The organism is Mycolicibacterium novocastrense, from assembly GCF_001499835.1.
Classification (GTDB): Bacteria; Actinomycetota; Actinomycetes; order Mycobacteriales; family Mycobacteriaceae; genus Mycobacterium; species Mycobacterium novocastrense.
In genome coordinates this window covers 1-1,521 of sequence record NZ_LQIH01000057.1, presented here as the reverse complement: position 1 = coordinate 1,521, position 1,521 = coordinate 1, and the positions used below count along the sequence as shown (strand labels likewise).

General features: G+C 63.8%; 1 protein-coding gene. It reads right to left on the bottom strand.

The window, feature by feature from the left end; genetic code table 11:
- Positions 1-1,521 (bottom strand): condensation domain-containing protein (locus AU072_RS24415; protein ID WP_165596695.1); only part of this gene is annotated, 1,521 nt, incomplete at both ends.

The following is a 1,521-nucleotide window of genomic DNA, read 5'->3' as shown; positions in this document are numbered from 1 at the left end:
ACCGACCTTCGCCAACAACACCGCCAACGCAGCCTGCACCACCATGAAACTGGTCGCATTGAACTCCCGCGCCAGCGCACGCACCCGCTGCTGCAGCTCGGGTGACCAATTCACCGGCACCGTCGCACCTTGCAACTCCGCCATTGCGGGGTAGGGCCGATCGGTGGGCAATGGGATCCTCTCGGGCATCCCGGCAAGAGATTCTGTCCAGTAACCCAACTGCGCGGCGATGGGACTGTCGGGGTCATCGAGCTCGCCCAGGTTCGCGCGATTCCACAGCGTGTAGTCGGCGTACTGCACCGCCAACGGCGTCCATGCGGGGTCGTGTCCGGCGCATCGGCTGGTGTACGCGGTGCTCAGATCGCGCACCAACGGCGCGATCGACCAGCCGTCGGCCACGATATGGTGCAGTACCGCGACCAGTACGTGTTCGTCGTCGGTGAGGTGGAAAAGCCAAGCCCGAATGGGGATCTCGGCCGACAGATCGAACGTGTACCGTGATGCGGCTCGGATGGCTTCATCCAATCGGCTTTCTGACCATCCGCTGGCATCGACGGCTTCCCATGCGATGTCGGTTGTCTCTGCCGGCAACGCGACCTGCCGTGGTGTCCCGTCGGCTGCCTCGAAGACGGTGCGAAGGCTTTCGTGCCTGCCGATCACGTCGTGAAGCGCCATGGCGAGAAGATCGGCGTGTAGGTGTCCGCGGAGTCGCAATCCCACCGGCAAGTTGTAAACCGGTGAGGGACCGTACAGTTGATCGATGAGCCACAACCGGTGCTGGGCGAAAGACAACGGAACCGATGGGGGCCGCGGTGCGTGCGCCAGCGGCTGCGGCCGGCTGGTACCGGCACCGATGTGCAGTGCCAGTTGAGCCACCGTGGGTGCCTCGAACACTGTGCGAACGGAAAGCTGGGTATCCATACCGGAATTGACGGCGGCGATCAGACGCATCGACAGGATGCTGTCGCCGCCGAGGTCGAAGAACGAGTCGTCGACCCCCACGCGGTCCAGTCCCAGGACTTGGGCATATATACCGGCGAGAATTTCCTCGATCGCGTTACCGGGGGCCCGGTATCCGGTGGATTGGTATTCGGGTGTCGGCAGGGCGCGGGTGTCGAGTTTGCCGCTGACCGTCAGTGGCAGCGCCTCGATCAACACCACCGCCGAGGGCACCATGTAGGACGGCAGACGATCGCCCAACTGCGCACGCACCGCAGACGGCTCGGCTGTTCCGGTGATGTAGCCAACCAGACGCTTATCACCGCGACGGTCCTCACGCACAACCACCGCCGCCTGAACCACCCCATCCAATTGCGCCAACACAGACCGAATCTCACCCAGCTCGACCCGATACCCACGAACCTTGACCTGCTCATCAGCACGCCCCACAAACTGCAACTGCCCATCAGCACGCCACAAAACCAGATCCCCGGTCCGATACATCCGCGACCCCGCCGGCCCAAACGGACACGCCACAAACCGCCCAGCCGTCAACCCCGCACGACCCAGATAACCCACCCC